The 17,798-nt window shown below is 72.4% G+C and carries 15 protein-coding genes; 12 read left to right on the top strand and 3 right to left on the bottom strand.

The features are described from left to right. The first annotated feature begins 6 nt into the window (after nucleotides 1–6). Nucleotides 7–1,746: an IucA/IucC family siderophore biosynthesis protein gene (locus ABZU46_RS10050; protein ID WP_354856117.1), complete on the top strand. Its 1,740-nt coding sequence runs from the start codon at nucleotides 7–9 to the stop codon at nucleotides 1,744–1,746. Between the two features lie 67 nt (nucleotides 1,747–1,813). Here the strand turns inward: ABZU46_RS10050 and ABZU46_RS10045 are convergent, their stop codons facing one another. Then, nucleotides 1,814–2,863, bottom strand: a complete 1,050-nt coding sequence (locus ABZU46_RS10045) for a S66 peptidase family protein (protein ID WP_354856095.1) — start codon at nucleotides 2,861–2,863, stop codon at nucleotides 1,814–1,816. Nucleotides 2,864–3,185: 322 nt separating this feature from the next. Between ABZU46_RS10045 and ABZU46_RS10040 the strand changes: the two genes are divergently transcribed. Then, entirely contained in the window at nucleotides 3,186–5,519 is a 2,334-nt protein-coding gene (locus tag ABZU46_RS10040) for a beta-L-arabinofuranosidase domain-containing protein (protein ID WP_354856094.1), read from the top strand. Between the two features lie 243 nt (nucleotides 5,520–5,762). Beyond that, a complete protein-coding gene (locus ABZU46_RS10035) occupies nucleotides 5,763–7,037 on the top strand; it encodes an MFS transporter (protein ID WP_354856093.1) in 1,275 nt (424 codons plus the stop codon). Between the two features lie 15 nt (nucleotides 7,038–7,052). On the opposite strand, the gene ABZU46_RS10030 is transcribed toward ABZU46_RS10035, so the two are convergent. After that, entirely contained in the window at nucleotides 7,053–7,538 is a 486-nt protein-coding gene (locus tag ABZU46_RS10030; protein ID WP_354856092.1) for a GNAT family N-acetyltransferase, read from the bottom strand. 153 nt (nucleotides 7,539–7,691) lie between these two features. Between ABZU46_RS10030 and ABZU46_RS10025 the strand changes: the two genes are divergently transcribed. After that, nucleotides 7,692–8,351 (top strand): fasciclin domain-containing protein, encoded by a 660-nt coding sequence (locus ABZU46_RS10025; protein ID WP_354856091.1) that lies wholly within the window; start codon nucleotides 7,692–7,694, stop codon nucleotides 8,349–8,351. A gap of 189 nt (nucleotides 8,352–8,540) precedes the next feature. Here the strand turns inward: ABZU46_RS10025 and ABZU46_RS10020 are convergent, their stop codons facing one another. Further along, entirely contained in the window at nucleotides 8,541–9,614 is a 1,074-nt protein-coding gene (locus ABZU46_RS10020) for a LacI family DNA-binding transcriptional regulator (protein ID WP_354856090.1), read from the bottom strand. A gap of 93 nt (nucleotides 9,615–9,707) precedes the next feature. Here ABZU46_RS10020 and ABZU46_RS10015 point away from each other — a divergent pair, with 93 nt between their 5' ends. From ABZU46_RS10015 to ABZU46_RS09980, 8 genes are all read left to right on the top strand, one after another. Continuing rightward, nucleotides 9,708–10,424 (top strand): cupin, encoded by a 717-nt coding sequence (locus tag ABZU46_RS10015; protein WP_354856089.1) that lies wholly within the window; start codon nucleotides 9,708–9,710, stop codon nucleotides 10,422–10,424. A gap of 255 nt (nucleotides 10,425–10,679) precedes the next feature. Continuing rightward, nucleotides 10,680–11,663, top strand: a complete 984-nt coding sequence (locus ABZU46_RS10010) for an ABC transporter permease (RefSeq protein WP_354856088.1) — start codon at nucleotides 10,680–10,682, stop codon at nucleotides 11,661–11,663. A gap of 23 nt (nucleotides 11,664–11,686) precedes the next feature. Next, entirely contained in the window at nucleotides 11,687–12,691 is a 1,005-nt protein-coding gene (locus ABZU46_RS10005) for an ABC transporter substrate-binding protein (RefSeq protein WP_354856087.1), read from the top strand. Nucleotides 12,692–12,695: 4 nt separating this feature from the next. After that, nucleotides 12,696–13,490, top strand: coding sequence for an ABC transporter ATP-binding protein (locus tag ABZU46_RS10000; RefSeq protein ID WP_354856086.1), 795 nt, complete (start codon nucleotides 12,696–12,698; stop codon nucleotides 13,488–13,490). A gap of 38 nt (nucleotides 13,491–13,528) precedes the next feature. Continuing rightward, nucleotides 13,529–14,680, top strand: coding sequence for a Gfo/Idh/MocA family oxidoreductase (locus tag ABZU46_RS09995; RefSeq protein ID WP_354856085.1), 1,152 nt, complete (start codon nucleotides 13,529–13,531; stop codon nucleotides 14,678–14,680). Continuing rightward, the gene (locus ABZU46_RS09990) at nucleotides 14,677–15,831 is read left to right on the top strand and encodes a dihydrodipicolinate synthase family protein (RefSeq protein WP_354856084.1); all 1,155 of its coding nucleotides are present in this window, start codon (nucleotides 14,677–14,679) and stop codon (nucleotides 15,829–15,831) included. The genes ABZU46_RS09995 and ABZU46_RS09990 overlap by 4 nt, the downstream gene beginning before the upstream one ends. Next, complete coding sequence (locus ABZU46_RS09985) at nucleotides 15,828–16,631, top strand: sugar phosphate isomerase/epimerase family protein (protein ID WP_354856083.1); 804 nt, start codon at nucleotides 15,828–15,830, stop codon at nucleotides 16,629–16,631. Before ABZU46_RS09990 ends, ABZU46_RS09985 begins: the two co-directional genes overlap by 4 nt. Continuing rightward, a complete protein-coding gene (locus ABZU46_RS09980; RefSeq protein WP_354856082.1) occupies nucleotides 16,624–17,778 on the top strand; it encodes a hypothetical protein in 1,155 nt (384 codons plus the stop codon). Before ABZU46_RS09985 ends, ABZU46_RS09980 begins: the two co-directional genes overlap by 8 nt. Nucleotides 17,779–17,798: the final 20 nt, after the last annotated feature.

Raw genomic sequence — 17,798 nt, 5'->3', positions numbered from 1 at the left:
AACCGGATGCTGGTCCGCAAGGCGCTCGCCGAGTTCACCCACGAACGGCTGCTCACCCCGGCGCCCGTGCCCGGCCCCGACGACCGGCAGTGGTACGAGGTCCGCAGCGACGACGGCGCCGTCACGTACCGGTTCGTCGCCCGGGTGCTCGCCCTGGCCCACTGGCAGGTCGACGCCGACAGCATCACCCGGCACCGGGACGGCGTCGCGCTGCCGCCGGACGCCGTGGACCTGATCGTCGAGCTGCGCGGCACCCTCGGGCTGTCCGCGCGGGTGCTCCCGGTCTACCTGGAGGAGATCACCTCCACCCTCGCCGGTACCGCGTACAAGCTGGCCCAGTCCCTGCCGAGCGCCGCCGAGCTGGCCGGGGCGGACTTCCAGACCATCGAGACGTCGATGACCGAGGGCCACCCCTGCTTCGTGGCCAACAACGGCCGGCTCGGCTTCGGCGTCGACGAGTACCACCGCTACGCCCCCGAGGCCGCCACGCCCGTACGCCTGGAGTGGCTGGCCGCGCACCGGGACCACTCGACGTTCAGCAGCGCCACCGACCTGGACTACGACACGCTCATCTCCGGCGAGCTGGACGCCGAGACCCGGGCCCGTTTCGCCGCCACGATGGCCGACCTCGGCCTGGACCTCGCCGACTACCACCTCATCCCGGCGCACCCGTGGCAGTGGTGGAACAAGTTGGCCGTGACGTTCGCGGGGGAGCTGGCCCAGCGTCGGCTGGTGCACCTGGGTCCCGGGCCGGACTCGTACCTCGCGCAGCAGTCCATCCGGACCTTCTTCAACGTCACCGAGCCGGGCCGGCACTACGTCAAGACCGCTCTGTCGGTGCTGAACATGGGCTTCATGCGGGGGCTGTCGGCCGCGTACATGGCCGCGACCCCGGCCATCAACGACTGGCTGGCCGACCTGATCGCCGGCGACGAGGTGTTGACCGGCACCGGGCTGACCGTCATCCGGGAGCGGGCCGCGGTCGGCTACCGGCACCGGCAGTACGAGGCGGCCACCGAGCGCACCTCCCCGTACCGCAAGATGCTGGCCGCGCTGTGGCGGGAGAGCCCGGTGCCCGGCCTGGCCCCGGGGCAGCGACTGTCCACGATGGCCGCGCTGCTGCACGTCGACGACGACGGCGGCTCACTGGCGGCGGCCCTGATCGACCGGTCCGGCCTGGCGCCCGAGGTGTGGCTGCGCCGTTACCTGGACGCCTACCTGACCCCGCTGCTGCACAGCTTCTACGCCCACGACCTGGCCTTCATGCCGCACGGCGAGAACGTCATCCTGGTCCTCGACGAGCACGACACCGTCCAGCGGGTGATCTTCAAGGACATCGCCGAGGAGATCGCGGTGCTGAGCGCCGACGTCGAGCTGCCGGCGGAGGTGCAGCGGATCCGGGTCGAGGTGCCCGACGACACCAAGCTGCTGACCATCTTCACCGACGTGGTCGACTGCTTCCTGCGCCACCTCAACGCGGTGCTCGTCGAGGCCGGCGTGCTCACCGAGGACGCCTTCTGGGGCACGGTCGCGGCCTGCGCCGCCGACTACTTCGAGCGGGTGCCGCACCTGGCCGAGCGGGTCCGCCACTACGACCTGTTCGCCCCCGAGTTCGCGCTGTCCTGCCTCAACCGCCTCCAGTTGCGCGACAACCAGCAGATGATCGACCTGGCCGACCCGTCGGCCGCCCTGCAGTTCGTCGGCACCCTCACCAATCCGCTGGCCGCCCACGCTCCGGCCCGCTGACGCCGTCCGCGTCCCGGCAGGCTCCGAGAGTCCGTCCGCCGGCCGGGACGCGGACGTGCGGCATACCTCAGCGATAGTCGGCGAAGATCCGACGTTCCACACCGTCGACGGTGATCGGGCCGCCGTGGGGGAGGATCCACTGCGGCTTGGTGTGGCCGAACGGGACGCCGACGCAGACGACCGCCTCCGGGTTGTAGCGGTTCATCACGTCGACGACCGTGTCGCGCTGCTGCTCGCGTAGGCGCGCCCTCTCCTCGGCGGCGGGTCGGCGGGTGTGGTCGGAGACCGGCGGACGGGCGACCAGGACCGCGTCGACGGCGTCGAGAAGACCGCGTTCACCCAGCGACCGCACGATCCAACCGACCTCGCGGGCGGGAAGGAGCTTCTCCGACGTCTCGATGATCAGCACGCCGCCGCGCAGAACCTCCGGAGGAAACGGGAAGCGTCCCGCCGTGAGGGTCCACTGGAGGACTTCGAGACACCCACCCCAGCTGGGGCCGGTGACCGTGCGGCGCGGCCCGTACCAGGTCCACGGCGCCGTCGGTTCGCGTTCTCCGAACGACTGCAACGCCCGTGGGTCGGCCCAGTCGACCCCGATGTCCTCGGACTCGCCCGGATCGGTGATCTCCAACCGCTCGCCGGTGCGGAGCGCGGCCCGCAGCGACCGGGCGTGGATGTCGTCCACGGCGGGCCCGGGGCCGAGGTGCACCTGGGAGGACCCGCCGTAGAAGCTCGCGATGCCGAGTCCCCAGAGCCACTGGTGCAGGTTGGTGTTGTCGCTGGTGCCCAGGAAGGGCTTCGGGTCGGCGCGGGCGAGGTCGGCGTCCAGGTGGGGGATGACCGTGATCTGGTCCTCGCCTCCGACGACGGCGAGGATGGCGCGTACCCGGGGATCGGCGAAGGCGGCGTTGATGTCCGCCGCGCGCGCCTGCGCGCTCGCGCCGACCGTGCGGGTGCTCGGGTACTCGACCGGGACGAGGCCGGTCAGGTCGGCGAGCCGCCGCATGGCCTGCTCGTGGATCTCGGGATAGGCGCCGGCCGCGGCGAAGGACGGCGACAGGACCGCGATGTGGTCACCCGGTCGTGCCTTCGGGGGACGCACCAGATCATGCTTCATCCCGAGATTCCACCAGCGGCGCCCGTCGGCGCGCATCCCGTTTTGGGGTGCGCCGACCCGGGACCGATCTTGCAGTATTCCTTCGGTGTTATCGATAACACGAGGTGACACGCCATACCGCATCCCCTTCACCGCGCCGGTTCCCCAAGCTCGCGCACAGGTGTACGGCGTACGAATACAGTTACCATCTTGAATTCGTGGGTCAGTGGGCCGTAACATGCCGGACACGGATGTGAACGCTAACGTTCGGACCCCTGCATCCCACCGAGCCCGTCCCGCCCGGTTGTCGCCCCGTCGCCGGTAGCGCTCATCTGGAGGTCCCATGTCGTCCCTGCCCCTCAGCCGACGCCGCGTGCTGCAGGCGGCCGGCGCCACCGCCGTGCTCTCCGCGACCGGAGCCACGACGCTCGGCGCGGGCCCCGCCGCCGCTGCCGTGGTCCCGCCAGCGCGGTCGGACATCGGCGTCGGTGCCTACCCCTTCGAGTTCGGTCAGGTGCGACTGACCGCCGGCCGCTGGCTGGACAACCAGACCCGCACCCTGAACTACCTGCGCGTCGTCGACGTCGACCGGATGCTCTACAACTTCCGCGCCAACCACCGGCTCTCCACCAACGGCGCCGCCACCAACGGCGGCTGGGACGCGCCGAACTTCCCGTTCCGGACCCACATGCAGGGGCACTTCCTGACCGCGTGGGCCCAGGCGTACGCGGTGCTGGGCGACACCACCTGCCGGGACAAGGCGAACTACATGGTCGCCGAGATGGCCAAGTGCCAGGCGAACAACGGCGCGGCCGGGTTCGGGTCGGGATACCTCTCCGGTTTCCCGGAGTCCGACTTCACCGCGCTCGGGGCACGGACGCTGTCCAACGGCAACGTGCCCTACTACTGCATCCACAAGACGCTCGCCGGTCTGCTCGACGTCTGGCGCTACACCGGCAACACCCAGGCCCGTACGGTGCTGCTGGCCCTCGCCGGCTGGGTCGACACCCGCACGTCCCGGCTCAGCTCCAGCCAGATGCAGTCGATGCTCGGCACCGAGTTCGGTGGCATGAACGAGGTGCTGACCGACATCTACCAGCAGACCGGTGACACCCGGTGGCTCACCACCGCCCAGCGGTTCGACCATGCCGCCGTGTTCAACCCCCTGGCCTCCAACCAGGACCAGCTCAACGGACTGCACGCCAACACGCAGGTGCCCAAGTGGGTGGGCGCCGCCCGCGAGTTCAAGGCCACCGGGACGACCCGCTACCGGGACATCGCCAGCAACGCGTGGAACATCACCGTCGGCGCGCACTCCTACGTCATTGGCGGCAACAGCCAGGCCGAGCACTTCCGGGCGCCCAACGCGATCGCCGGGTACCTCAGCAACGACACCTGCGAGCAGTGCAACACCTACAACATGCTCAAGCTGACGCGGGAGCTGTGGCTGCTCGACCCGAACCGCACCGACTACTTCGACTACTACGAGCGCGCCACGATCAACCACCTGATCGGCGCGCAGAACCCGGCCGACAGCCACGGGCACATCACCTACTTCACCCCGCTCAAGCCGGGTGGCCGGCGGGGCGTGGGCCCGGCGTGGGGCGGCGGCACCTGGAGCACCGACTACAACTCGTTCTGGTGCTGCCAGGGCACCGGCGTGGAGATCAACACGAAGTTGATGGACTCCATCTACTTCTACAGCGGCACGACGCTGACCGTGAACCTGTTCGTGCCCTCGGAGCTGACCTGGTCGCAGCGGGGCATCACGGTCACGCAGAGCACCACGTACCCGGTCAGCGACACCACCACGCTCACCCTCGGCGGCACGATGAGCGGCTCGTGGAGCGTCCGCGTCCGCATTCCGGCGTGGACCAGCGGCGCGACGATCAGCGTCAACGGTGTGGCGCAGTCCGTCGCCACGACGCCCGGCAGCTACGCCACGGTCACGCGTACCTGGGCGGCCGGAGACACCATCACCGTGCGTCTGCCGATGCGTGTCGTCGTGCAGCCGACCAACGACAACCCCAGCGTCGCCGCCGTCACCTACGGCCCGAGCGTGCTCTGCGGCAACTACGGCAACACCACGCTGAGCGCGCCGCCGGCACTCAACGTCTCGTCCATCGCCCGGACCAGCACCAGCTCGCTGGCGTTCACCGCCACCGCGAACGGGTCCACCGTCAACCTCGGGCCGTTCCAGGACGCCCACGGCTTCAACTACACCGTCTACTGGAACACCAGCGGCAGCAGCGGTGGGGGCAGCCACCGGCTGGTCAACGTCGGCAGCGGGATGGTGCTCGGCATCCAGAACATGTCCACCGCCGACGGTGGGCTGGCTCTGCAGTGGGACGACAGCGGCACCGCCGACCACAACTGGGTGGTGGTGACCGACGGCAACGCCGTCCGGTTCCGCAACGTCAACAGCGGGAAGGTCCTCGGTGTGGAGAACATGTCCACCGCCGACAACGCCCGCGTCCTGCAGTGGGCTGACAACGGCACCGCCGACCACCGGTGGACCCTGGTGGACAACGGCGACGGCACCTACAAGATCCGCAACGTCAACAGCGGCAAGCTGCTCGGCATCCTCAACGGCTCCACCGCGCGTGGCGCGCAGGCCGTACAGGACTCCGACAACGGCAGCGCGGACAACCGCTGGCGGCTGGTGGCCAACGCCTAGCGGTGGTCGCCACGTCGAGGGCTCGGCCTCGCTCAGTCGGCCGTTCCCACGCGCCCGACCCTCGACCAGGTCGTGGCCTGGAGCACCGCGCTCGCGCCGCTGCGCCAGGGCTGACCCCCTTCGCGTACGCCTCAAGACGGCCTCGGGAGCCCTTCCCGGGGCCGTCTCACTTCGACCAGACGTGGTGGGCGGCGCCGGTGTGACGGTCAGCATGGCGCTACGAGGGCCACTACCCTCGGCGGGATGAGCCGAGCTGCCAGCCCTCAGCGGGCTCCGCTGTGGCGGGACCGCTCCTTCGGCACGTACTGGATCGCGCAATCGCTCTCCGCGGCCGGTGACGCGTTCGCCTACCTGGCGGTGCCGCTGCTGGTGTTGCAGGCGACCGGGTCGGTGGCGCAGATGGGCCTGCTCACCGCCGTCGCGGGCGCGGCGTCCGTGGTCGCGGGGATCTTCGGCGGGGTGCTGGTCGACCGGTACGACCGCCGTACGCTGATGATCGTCGCGGACCTGGCCCGTCTGGTCCTCTACGCCCTGGTGCCGCTGGCCTGGCTCGCGGGCCCGCAGGTCTGGCTGCTCTTCGTCGTGCTGCCGATCTGCGAGGCGGCCGGGATGCTGTTCCAGGTCGCGGCGGTGACCGCGGTGCGCAACCTCGTCGACTCCGACCGGCTCACCGAGGCCAACGGCCGGCTCCAGGCGACGTTCGCGGCGGCCGCCGTTCTCGGGCCGCTGCTCGCCGGTGTGGTGTCGGCCCGCTTCGGCCCGGCGGTCGCCATCGCCGTCAACGCGGCGAGCTTCGCGCTCTCGGCCGCCGGCCTCCGGCTGGTCCGGCTGCGCCGGGCTCAGGCCGCCGACGTCGCGCCGGTGCCCCGGGAGCGCCCGCTGGCCGAGTTCCTGGCCGGGGCGCGGTTCCTGTGGCGACAGCCCGTGCTCCGCGCGCTGACCGTCCTGCTGTCGGTGTTCATCTTCCTGACCTACGGCTTCACCGATGTGCTGATCTACCACGTGACGCACGACCTCGGCGGCACCGAGCGCACGGTCGGCACGGTGCTCGGCCTGGCGGCGCTGGGCACGGTCGCCGGGGCGCTGCTGGTGGCCCCGCTGCGTCGTCGGCGCGGCTTCGGCGCCACCTGGATCGGCGCGCACGCCGTCTGCGGGTTCGCGGTGGCGGGCGCCGGCATGGCGACGAGCGTGCCGGCGGTCACCGCGCTGACCGCCGTCTACCTGTGCTGTCTCAGCGTCAGCGGGATCTGCTCGATGTCACTGCGCCAGGAGATCACCCCCGACCATCTGCTCGGCCGGGTCACCTCGGCGTTCTGGAGCACGCACTACGCCCTCGGACCGGCCGGCGCCGCCATCCTGACCTGGACCGCCGGCCGGTACGGCGTCGCGGCTGTCGCGTTCGTGGCCGGAGCGGGCTGCCTGCTGGTCGCGGTCGGCGGGCTGTTCACCCCGATCCGCACAGCTGGCGCGCAGCCCTGTCTGTCGCCTCCGGCCGTCCCGGTGGGTCAGGCCGGCTGACCACCGGCGGGGCGGTCAGAACTCCTGGTACATGACGTGCAGGCCGACCCGGCCGAGGGTGGGGTGGCGGAACGCGCCCGGCACCGTGCCGACCACGTCGAAGCCCTCCCTGCGGTACAGCTCGACCGCCGATCGGTTGGTCTCCACCACGGCGTTGAACTGCATGCCGGCGTACCCCCGTCGCCGTGCCCAGGTCAGGGCGTCGCGGCACAGCGCGGTGCCCACGCCCCGGCCGCGCGCGTCGGCGGCGACCAGGAAACTGGCGGTGGACACGTGGGCGCCCGGCCCGGGCCGGTTGGTGCCCATCTTCGCGGTGCCGAGGACCCGCTCGCCGTCGACCGCGACGACGGTCCGCCCGGGCGGGGCCTCCACCCAGATGCGGTACGCCGTGTCCGCCGTCATGTCCGGGTCGTAGGGGAAGGTCTCCTGTGCCCGGACCACCTCCTCGATGATCGGCCACACCTGCGACCAGTCCTGGTCGTCGAACTCGCGGATCAGCACCGGCGCAGGCTACGCGCGGCGCTCCGGGTGGGGACAGCGGATTTCGACTGTCGAACTTTCCCGGCGGTGGCTGCATCCGGGCGGTGTGCAGGCCGCGAAGCATGTGTCGTGACGAGACGTCACGGATCCGTCGCTTCGACGAAAGGCCCGTTGATGAAGATCGCACGATTCGCCGCCCGGATGGCGGTGGGCGCCGTGGCCACCGCGCTGGCCACCACCGCCGTGGCCGTGCCGGCCCAGGCGACCGGTAAGGCCAAGCCGCTCGGCACGAAGTCGCTCGCCCAGGTGCTCACGAAGGACACGAGCGGCTTCGACCGCAACTCGCGGGACTTCGACGTACTGACCGCGGCCGTGCTGGCGGTGCTCGAGGCCAAGCCGAACTCGCCGGTGAAGGTGCTCACGGACGGCACCGTCGCACTGACCGCGTTCCTGCCCAACGACGCCGCGTTCCAGCAGCTGGTGCGCGAGCTGACCCACGCCCGGAAGCTGCCCGGTGAGAGCGCCGCGTTCGCGGCGGTCGCCGGTCTGGGCATCGACACCGTGGAGACGGTGCTGCTCTACCACGTCGTGCCGGGCGCGACCATCGACCGCCGGGCGGCCCTCAAGGCCGACGGCGCGGAGCTGACCACCGCCCTCGGCCCGACCGTCGAGGTCGACGTCCGCACCTACTGGCACATCTTCCGCCAGCTGCGGCTGGTCGACGCCGACACCAACGACCGTGACGCACGCGTGGTCGCGTTCGACGTCAACAAGGGCAACCGGCAGATCGCGCACACCGTGGACCGGGTGCTGCGCCCGATCGACCTGCCCTGACCCACCCGGGTGGCGGCCGACCCCGCGTCGGCCGCCACCCGCGCGGCCCGCGCCGTGCGTGGTCAGTTCCGGCCGAGCGCGGTGATCTCCTCGTCGAGCAGCGCCGCCGGGTGCTCCCGCTCGTCCTCCATCCGCGGACCGGTACGCCCCGTCGACCGTCGTGACGGGACGCCGCGGGGCTGACCCGGGTCACGAGGCGGCGTCGGCCCGCCGGGCGCGGGGCGCCGACCCTGCCGTCTCGCGCCGATGCTCCGGCGCCGGCCCGGACGTGTCGCGGCGGATCAGCTCGGCGGGGAGCACCTCGACCCGGGGCGCCGGCGCCTCCGCGCCAAGCACCAGGGACATCGCCCGGACTCCCATGTCGACAAGTGGCAGCCGGACGGTGGTCAGCGCGGGTGTCACGTCCCGGGCGATCGGCATGTCGTCGAAGCCGACCACGGAGACCTGCTGCGGCACCGCCAGCGAGCGGGCCCGCAGGGTGGCGAGGGCGCCGATGGCCATCGAGTCGTTGAGGGCCACGATCGCGGTCAGCCCGGGGTCGGCGTCGAGCAGCCGGGCGGTGGCCTCGGCGCCGCCGTCGCGGTCGAACTCGGCGTACCGGATGCGGCGCTCGGGCAGCTCGCGGCCCTGCTCGGCGAGGGCCTCTTTGAGCCCGGCCAGCCGATCGGTGGTGGTGGTGAGGATGCGGGGGCCCGCGACCACGCCGATCGCCCGGTGCCCCAGCTCGCACAGTTCGCGACCGGCGAGGTGACCGCCGGCCCGGTTGTCCGGCATGACGGCGTCGCCGGAGTGCTCGTGGCGGCCGATGACCGCGACCCGCCCGCCGGTCGCCTCGTACGCGGCGAGCTTCTCGTTGAGGTGCCGGGTGAACGCCTCGTCGTGGTAGCCGGAGCCGGCCAGGATCAGCGCCGCCACCTGGTGGCCGCGCAGCAGCTCTACGTACTCCAGCTCGCGATCCGGGTCGCGGTAGCTGTTGCAGATCATCAGCAGCCGGCCCTGGTCCGTGGCGACCCGTTGCAGCCCTCGGGTGATCTCGGCGAAGTACGGGTCGGAGACGTCGTGCACGATCACGCCGACCGCGCTGCGGTGCGAGCGGGCCAGCAGTTGGGCGTGCGCGTTGGGCACGTACTGCAACTCGGCGACGGCGGCGAGCACCCGTTCGCGCAGCTCGTCGGTGACCGGTTTGCTGCTGCCGTTGATGACGCGGGAGGCGGTGGCGGGTGAGACGCCCGCGCGCCGCGCCACGTCGGACAGGGTCGCCATGGCCCGCCCCCTCGGTCTGTTGACGGCGTTTCGCCGCGCCGGCTAGCGTCACCGTACCGCAGAGAAAGCCCTTTCCCGCAGGGAGGCCCGGCCATGTCCGATCGCTTCGCGGCGCTTCCCGGCGGGATCGGCGTCTCCCGGCTGCGCGTCTACGACACGGTCGCGCCGGACGGCGTGGTCGGTGGCACCCCGCACGTGCACCTGTGCTGCACCGAGGGGTACGTGGTGACCGACGGCGAGGGCGCGGTGCAGACCCTGACCACGGCCGGCTTCCGGGAGACGCCGCTGCGGCCGGGGGTGGTGGTCTGGTTCGAGCCGGGCACCGTGCACCGCCTGGTGAACGGGGGCGGGCTGAGCATCGTGGTGCTCATGCAGAACAGCGGACTGCCCGAGGCCGGCGACGCGGTGCTGACCTTCCCACCCGAGGTGCTGGCCGATCCGGCGGCGTACGCCGCGGCGGCGGCGCTGCCCGGCGGGGGAGCGCCGGGCGCGGACGTGCGCGCCGCGTACCGGCGGCGGGATCTGGCGGTGACCGGCTTCTCGGCGCTGCGGTCCGGCGGGCCGGCGGCGCTGGCCGCGTTCCACGCCGCCGCGATCGCGCTGCGCCGGCCGTTGCTGACGCGCTGGCGGCAGCGGTGGGAGTCCGGCGCCGGCCGTGCCGCCGCCGACACCGCCGTGCAGCTCGACGCCCTGGGGCGGGGGGATCCCGGGCACCTGGGCGACGCCGGGGTGTACGCGGTGACCGAGCCGGTCGAGCGGGGCCGGCTCGGAATGTGCGGCCTCCTCGACACCTACCCGGCTGGCGGCTGACGGCGCCGTCGGTCCAGGTTGGACTGTTCTGATCTCCTCGAACACTGACGTCGGGGTGTCCCGACAGCCGTCTTCGGGAGGTCGAGGTGATCTCGAAGTGGCCCGGCGCGTGCGGCGCCGGGCCGATCGACGAATAGATCGAGGAAAGGCCTTGCCCGGCGTGAGGGGGCCGCCTACGCTCCAGGAAAGCGTTTGCCTGATCCGCCGACCGGCCCGCTCCACGAGTGCCGTGCCGGGCCCCCGAGGAGGTTCCGCGTGACCGAGAACTCTTTGGACACGGCGGGCCGGCCGGCCGCCGCCGACCAGGCGAGCGGTGCGCGGGCAGCCGCCTCCGAGCCCGCTTCCGGGCCCGGAAGCGTCGGTGCGCCGGCGGTCGTCGACGGCCCGACGTCGTCCACGGTGGTGCCACCGCCGCCTGGCGGTGGCCGTCCACCACGCCCGACGCTCGGTCGGCGCGCGGCCGCCCTCGCCGACTCGCTGTGGCGACCGGCGCTGGTGCTGGTCGCCTTCTTCGCCGCCTGGTGGTTCGTCGCCGCCCGGGAGTACGTGCCGAACTACCTGGTGCCCACTCCCGGTCAGGTCTGGACCACGATGACCGACCAGTGGTCCGAGTTGGCCCGGCACACCATGGTCACGCTCTACGAGACGGTGCTCGGCTTCGTGCTGGCCGCCGCGCTGGGGCTGGCCACCGCTGTCGCCATCGCCTACTCGCGCACCCTGGACAAGGCGCTCTACCCGATCGTCCTGTTCGCACAGGTCATCCCGAAGATCGCCATCGCGCCGCTGCTGGTGGTCTGGTTCGGTCTCGGCCTCACCCCGAAGATCATCCTGGCCGTGCTCATCGCGTTCTTCCCGGTGGTCATCTCCGGGGTGGCCGGCCTGCGGTCCACCGACCCGGAGCTGCTCGACCTCTCCGCCACCATGGGCGCCGGGCCGTGGCGCACCTTCCGCAAGATCCGCTTTCCGAACGCGTTGCCGCACCTGATGGCCGGCCTCAAGGTGGCCGTCACCCTCGCCGTGGTCGGTGCCGTGGTCGGCGAGTTCGTCGGCGCCAGCGAAGGGCTCGGCTACGTCCTCTTGCTGGCCAACGGCAACCTCGACGCCCCACTGCTGTTCGCCGACCTGATCCTGATGTCCGCCATCGGCATCGTCCTGTTCGTCCTGGTCGAGATCGCCGAGGCACTGCTCATCCCGTGGCACGCCAGCCGTCGCGCCGGCGTGTCCCTCACCACCTCCTGACCGACCCCATCACGGAGGCACCGATGAAACGCACCGCCACCACCATCCTGGCCACCGCCGCCCTGCTCCTTTCCGCCACCGGCTGCGGTGCGGACGACTCCACGGGCAAGACCGGCGCCGACGGCAGCAAACAGGTCACCCTCACCCTCAACTGGGTGCCGTACGGCGAGCACGCTCCCTTCTACTACGGCCTGCAGAAGGGCTACTACTCCGCCGAGGGCATCGACCTGAAGATCCTGCCCGGCAACGGCTCCGGCAACACGGTCAAGCAGGTCGCCCAGAAGCAGACCGACTTCGGCTGGGCCGACAGCCCGGTGCTGCTCAAGTCCGTGGCCAGCGGAATGCCGGTGCGCAGCCTCGGCGCGTACCTGGAAAAGGGCCCCTCCTCGGTCGAGTTCTTCACCGAGAAGAACATCAAGACCCCGGCCGACCTGAAGGGCAAGACCGTCGGCGGCACCCCCGGCGACGCCCTCTACGCGACCTTCCCAGCCTGGCTGGAGAAGAACGGCCTCAAGAAGGACGACGTCAAGGTGGTCAACGTGGACGCCGCCGGCAAGATCGCCGCGCTCGCCGAGGGCAAGGTCGACGCCATCATGGGCTTCTTCCACGACCAGGCCCCGACCATCGAGAGCAAGACCGGCAAGAAGGTCGACGTGCTGCTCTTCGCCGACTACGGGATGAACCTGCTCGGCACCGGCCTGATCGCCAACACGCAGACCCTGCAGAAGGACCCGGAGTTGGCCCGCAAGTTCGTCCGGGCCACCCAGAAGTCCTGGGCCGACGCCGCCCGCGACCCCGCCGGCGCGGTGAGCGCCATGGTCGCGCTCGCCGAGAACGAGCCCGCCCCGGAGGTGCTCACCAAACAGCTCACCCTCAACCTGCCGCTGCTCGGCCCGGACGGCCCGCCCGGGGTCAACACCGAGGCCCAGTGGTCCGAGACCATCGACCTGATGTCGCGCTACGCCGAGCTGAAGGACCCGGGGGCGCCCAACGCGTACTGGGACTCCTCGTACGCGGCGCAGGGGTGACCCGGTGAGCGCCGCGCCGGCAGCGACCGGCACCGCCATCGGGATGTCCGGGGTGACCGTCCGGTTCACCACCCGGCGGTCGCAGACCACCGCCCTCGACGACGTGTCCCTCGACATCGAGCCGGGGGAGTTCGTCACCATCGTCGGCCCGTCCGGCTGCGGCAAGTCCACCCTCCTGAAGATCGTCGCCGGGCTGGTCAAGCCCACCAGCGGCGAGGTGTCGCTGCTGGAGCGCCCGGTACGCGGCCCGCAGAAGGAGATCGGCTTCGTCTTCCAGAAGGCCGCGCTGCTCGAGTGGCGCGGCGCGCGGGCCAACATCCTGCTCCAGGCCGAGATGCGGGGCATGGACCGGGCACGGGCGGCCCGCCGCGCCGACGAGCTGATCGAGATGACCGGCCTGACCGGCTTCGAGAAGGCGTTGCCGCACGAGCTGTCCGGCGGCATGCAGCAGCGGGTGGCGCTGTGCCGCGCGCTGCTGCACGCCCCGCCGGTGCTGCTCATGGACGAGCCCTTCGGCGCCCTGGACGCGCTGACCCGGGAGCAGATGAACGCCGAGCTGCACCGCATCTGGCGGGAGACCGGCACCACTGTGGTGCTGGTCACCCACTCCATCGCCGAGGCGGTCTTCCTCGGCACCCGGGTCGTGGTGATGAGTGCCCGGCCCGGCCGGATCATCCGCACCTTCCCGGTCGAGCTGCCGGCGCACCGCGACTACGCGCAGGTGATGTCGGACCCCCGCTTCGACCGGCTCGCCACCGAACTGCGCGGGTTGCTCGGCAGCGCGGCCGCCAACCACTGAACGCGGATCGGCATGACCAGCACGACGGAAGGAACACCATGACCCGCAGGTCCATCGGCATCATCGTCAACGGCGTGACCGGACGGATGGGCTACCGCCAGCACCTCGTCCGGTCCCTGCTTGCCATCCGCGAGTCCGGCGGCGTGCCAATGGCCGACGGCACGACCATCTGGCCGGAACCGGTCCTGGTCGGGCGTAACGAGACGAAGCTGCGCGAGCTCGCCGAACGGCACGGCCTCACCGACTGGACCACCGACCTGACCTCGGCGCTGGCCCGTGACGACGTCGAGATCTACTTCGACGCCCAGGTCACCCAGCAGCGCGAGAAGGCGATCCGCCAGGCGATCGAGGCCGGCAAGCACATCTACACCGAGAAGCCCCTGGCCGAGGACACTGCCAGCGCGCTCGACCTGGCCCGGGCCGCCGAGGCGGCCGGCGTCCGCACCGGCGTCGTGCAGGACAAGCTGTTCCTGCCCGGTCTGCGCAAGCTCAAGCGGCTCATCGACGGCGGCTTCTTCGGCCGGATCCTCTCGGTGCGGGGCGAGTTCGGCTACTGGGTCTTCGAGGGCGACTGGCAGCCGGCCCAGCGCCCGTCCTGGAACTACCGGGCCGAGGACGGCGGCGGGATCACGTCCGACATGTTCCCGCACTGGCACTACGTGCTGGAGGAGCTGTTCGGCCGGGTCAACGCGGTCTCCTGCGTGACCGCCACCCACGTGCCCGAGCGGGTCGACGAGGACGGCCGCACCTACGCGGCCACCGCCGACGACGCCGCGTACGCCATCTTCGAACTCGACGGCGGGATCATCGCGCAGATCAACTCGTCCTGGGGCGTGCGGGTGTACCGCGACGAGCTGGTGGAGTTCCAGGTCGACGGCACCGAGGGCAGCGCCGTCGCCGGACTGCGCAACTGCCGGGTGCAGCACCGGGCGGTCACCCCGAAACCGGTGTGGAACCCGGACCTGCCGGTCACCGAGGACTTCCGCGCCCAGTGGGCCGAGGTGCCCGACAACGAGGAGTTCGACAACGGCTTCCGGGTGCAGTGGGAGGCGTTCCTGCGGCACGTCGTGGCCGGCGAGCCGTTCCAGTGGGACTTCCTGGCCGGCGCGCGCGGCGTTCAGCTCGCCGAGCTGGGGCTGCGCGCGGCCCGCGAGGGCGTCCGCGTCCAGGTTCCGGAGCTGCGCGCATGAGCGCCGCCGACGTGGTGCTGCCGGGCGGGCGGCGACACCGGCTGGCCGGGGGGAGCGGCTTCGCCGGCCCGGCCGCCCCGGCGACCGGCCGGATCGCGTACGCCGCCGCGCACGTGGTCGCCGACCCGGGCGCGGAGAACGTGCCGGGGGCCGCGGCGGCGGTGGACTGGGACACCACCCTCGCGTTCCGGCGGCACCTCTGGTCGTACGGGCTGGGGGTCGCCGAGGCGATGGACACCGCCCAGCGGGGGATGGGCCTGGACTATCCGGCGACCCGGGAGCTGATCCGGCGCAGCGCCGCCGAGGCCCGCGCCGTGGGCGGCCGGATCGTCGCGGGTGTCGGCACCGACCAGCTGCCGGCCGGCCCGGCGACCCTGGCGGCGGTCGCCGCCGCGTACCGCGAACAGCTCGACGACGTCCGCGCGGCCGGCGCCCGGCCGGTGCTGATGTGCAGCCGGCACCTGGCCGCCGCCGCCCGCGGCCCCGAGGACTACCTGCGGGTGTACGACGAGCTGCTGACCGCCGCCGGGGAACCGGTGGTGCTGCACTGGCTCGGGCCGATGTTCGACCCGGCGCTGACCGGTTACTGGGGATCTGTCGATCTGGATCTGGCCGCCGACACGGTCATCGAGCTGATCAAGGCGCACCAGTCCACGGTGGACGGTGTCAAGGTGTCGCTGCTCGACGCCGGCCGGGAGGTCGCGCTGCGCCGCCGGCTACCGGCGGGGGTACGCCTCTACACCGGCGACGACTTCCACTACCCGGAGCTGATCCGGGGTGACGAGGTGGGCCACTCTGACGCGCTGCTCGGGGTGTTCGCGGCGATCGCGCCGGCCGCCGCCGCCGCGCTGGCGGCCCTCGACCGGGGCGACCTGGCGGCGTACGACGAGATCTTCGCGCCGACCGTGCCGTTGGCCCGGCACCTGTTCGCGGCGCCGACCTGGCACTACAAGACGGGGATCGTGTTCCTGGCCTGGCTGGCCGGTCACCAGGACCACTTCACCATGGTCGGCGGCGCGCAGTCCGGGCGGTCCCCGGCGCACCTGGCGACCCTGCTCACCCTGGCCGACGCGGCCGGGCTGCTGCCCGACGCCGACCTGGCCGCCGCCCGCGCGCGGTCGTTCTTCACCGTGGCGGGTGTGGAGCAATGAGTTTGGAGCGGTTCTCGTTCAACCAGGCGACCGCCCAGCACTGGCCGTTGCCCGAGGTGGTCGCCGGCTGTGTGGCGGCCAACGTGCCGGGCATCGGGCTGTGGCGGGAGCCGGTGACGCAGTACGGGCTGGCCCGCTCGGCGAAGCTGGTCCGGGACGCGGGTCTCGCCGTCACCTCGCTGTGCCGGGGCGGCTTCTTCTCCGGCGACGACTGGCGTGCGGAGAACCTGCGGGCCATCGAGGAGGCGGCCGTCCTGGGCGCGCCCGAGCTGGTGCTGGTCTCCGGCGGGTTGCCGCCCGGCAGTCGGGACATCGACGGCACTCGGGCCCGGGTCGCCGACGCGATCGGCGAGCTGGCACCGTACGCGGCGGCTGCCGGGGTGCGGCTGGCGATCGAGCCGCTGCACCCGATGTTCAGCGCCGACCGGTGCGTGATCGCGACCCTCGGCCAGGCGCTGGCCATCGCCGAGCGGTTCGACCCGGCGGTGGTCGGCGTGGTCGTGGACGCGTACCACGTCTGGTGGGACGACACGGTGTACGCGCAGATCGCCCGCGCGGGGGCCCGGATCGCCGCCTTCCAGGTCTGCGACTGGGTGACTCCGCTGCCGGAGGGCGTGTTGCTGGGTCGGGCGCTGCCCGGTGACGGCTGCATCGAGCTGCGTCGGCTGCGCGAGGCCGTGGACGCGGCCGGTTACGTCGGCCCGATCGAGGTGGAGGTCTTCTCCGCAGAGGTGTGGGCGCGTCCGGGCGCGGAGGTGCTGGACGCGGCGATCACCGGCTACCTGCGCCACGTTGTCTGAGGCTCCCGAACGGCGGTGGCCGGCGGCGGTCGGCGCCTGGCTGGGCATCGGCACCGCGCCGGCCACCCTCGTGCTCGGTGCGGCGATGGCCGCCCGGCACGGTGGCCCGGTGCCGGTGACCGGCCTGCTGGTCGGCGGGGTGCTGATGGCGGCGCTGCTGTGGGGGCAGGGCCGGATCGGCCTGCGCCGGCCGCTCGGCGACGGCGGAACGCTTACCGCGGTGCTGCCCGCCTACCTGGGCGACACCTCGCGGCTGCTGCTGGCGGCCGTGCTGACTGTGTCCATGATCGGCTGGAACGGTTTCAACGTCGGGCTCGGCGGCGCCTCCCTCGCCGCTCTGACGCACCTGCCGGGCTGGGCCGGGCCGGCGCTGCTGGAGGTGGCGGTCCTCGCCGTCTCCTGGGCGCCGGCCCGGCTCGGCAACCGGGTCGCGGTCGTCACCACCCTCAGCGCGGTGGTGCTGGTCGGCTGGTGCCTGACCGTGCTGCCGCCACCGGGTGCTCCGGTCCGTGTCGCCGCCGGCGGGCTCGCCGACGCCGCTGCGCTGATCGGGTACGCCGCGGTGTTCGCGCTGCGCGCCCCGGACTTCAGCGTCGACCTCGCCCGACGGCGGGACCTGGCCTGGTGCGTGGGCCTGCTGATCGGGCCCGCGCTGCTCGGGGTGCTCGCGGGCGCCGGCCTGTGGCTGCGAACCGGCTCGGCGGACGTGGTCGCGCTGCTCGCCGCCGGTTCGGGACTGGCGGCGTACGCGAATCTGTTCGTCGCGGTGGCGGTCTTCGCGGCGGCGCTGACCACGACGTACTCCGGTGCTCTGGCGGTGCGCGGCCTGGCGCCGCGGGTGCCGGCCCGCCCCGCGATGGTCGCCGTCGCGCTGCTCGGCGGGCTGCTGGCGGTGGCGCGCTTCGACCGTCTCGTGCTGCCCTGGTTGACCCTGTTGGCCGCCGCGCTGCCGGTGCTGGTGGTGCCGATGGCGACCGAGGCCGCGGCCCGCCGGCGCGGCCGGACCGCGCGGACCGTGCCGGCCTGGTGCTGGATGCCGCCGGCGCTGGTCGCGGTCGCCTGCACGCTCGCCGGGATCGGCGTCGCCCCGCTGCTCGGCCTGGCTCTCGCCGGAATGCTCACCCTGCTCTGGAGGCGTCTTCCGTGACGCTGGCGAGGCGATGCGGG

This window comes from Micromonospora sp. NPDC005197, assembly GCF_040608295.1.
GTDB lineage: Bacteria > Actinomycetota > Actinomycetes > Mycobacteriales > Micromonosporaceae > Micromonospora.
This window is presented reverse-complemented; position numbering and strand designations above follow the sequence as displayed.